This is a genomic window from Streptomyces sp. NPDC027962 (genome assembly GCF_055566095.1).
Map to the genome: position 1 here is coordinate 1 of NZ_JBVHTA010000116.1, position 1,338 is coordinate 1,338.

The following is a 1,338-nucleotide window of genomic DNA, read 5'->3' on the forward strand; positions in this document are numbered from 1 at the left end:
GATGGTGTCCCGCCGAGTGGTGTAGCAGCGATCTTCGTATAGCCCCTGGCCATGAGGCGGCCATCGCGCAACTCTCCGAGTAGCGAAGCTCGTTGAGAGAGGTGACACGATGGCCTTGTCCCAGCATGACTTACTCCGGCTGATGGAGTCACTGCGTACGGCGGACGGAATCGAGTTGATCAGGGTCCTGGCCCAGCGGATCCTGCAGGAACTCATCGAGGCCGAGGCCACCGCCCACATCGGCGCGGAGCCCGGCGAGCACGCCGAGACACGTACGACCTGGCGCAACGGTCACCGCGACAAGGTGCTGACCACGCAGGCCGGGGACCTGGACCTGGCGATCCCCAAGGTCCGCACCGGCAGCTTCTTCCCCAGCCTGCTCGAACGCCGCCGCCGTATCGACCAGGCCCTCTACGCCGTCATCGTCGAGGCATACGTCCACGGAGTGTCCACCCGCAGCGTGGACGACCTGGTCAGGGCCCTGGGAGCGGACACCGGCATCTCCAAGAGCGAGGTCTCCCGGCTCTGCGCCGGACTGGACACCGAACTCACCGTCTTCCGCACCCGCCCGCTGGACCACACCCGCTTCCCCTACATCTACCTGGACGCGACGTACTGCAAGGCCCGGGTGAACCACCAGATCGTCTCCCAGGCCGTGGTCATCGCCACCGGCATCACCGAGGACGGCGGACGCGAAGTGCTGGGACTGATGGTCGGCGACAGCGAGACCGAGGCGTTCTGGAGCGAGTTCCTGCGCTCCCTGCGCGAACGGGGCCTGAACGGGGTCCGCCTGGTCATCGCCGACCACCACTCCGGCCTGGTCAAGGCCGTGCGCAAGGTCATGCTCGGCGCCGGCTATCAGAGATGCCGCGTTCACTTCCTGCGCAACGTCTTCGCGGTGATCCCGAAAGACTCCGCGGAGATGGTGGCAGCGACGATCCGCACGATCTTCGCCCAGCCCCACGCCGCAGCCGTCCGGGCCCAGCTCGACACCGTCGCCGACATGCTCGGCCGCCAGTTCCCCAAGGTCAGGGCCATGCTCCTGGAAGCGAAGGAGGACCTGACCGCGTTCGCGGACTTCCCTGATCGGCACTGGAAGAAGATCCAGTCGACCAACCCACTGGAACGGATCAACCGCGAGATCAAACGCCGGACCGACGTCGTCCAGATCTTCCCCAACCCAGACGCCCTCGAACGACTCACCACCGCCGTGCTCATCGAGATGCACGACGAGTGGATCGCCTTCCCCCGCCGCTACCTCCCCGAAGGCAGCATGGACAAGATCTACCCCAACAACGATCAGATCGGTCCGGCTACACCACCACAGGGGACATGACC

At 65.9% G+C, this 1,338-nt stretch carries 1 protein-coding gene; it reads left to right on the top strand.

Annotated elements, in window-relative coordinates; genetic code table 11:
* The first annotated feature begins 109 nt into the window (after positions 1 to 109).
* On the top strand, positions 110 to 1,336 hold the full coding sequence (locus ACZ4SA_RS36935) for an IS256 family transposase (protein ID WP_468283252.1): 1,227 nt from the start codon (positions 110 to 112) through the stop codon (positions 1,334 to 1,336).
* Positions 1,337 to 1,338: the final 2 nt, after the last annotated feature.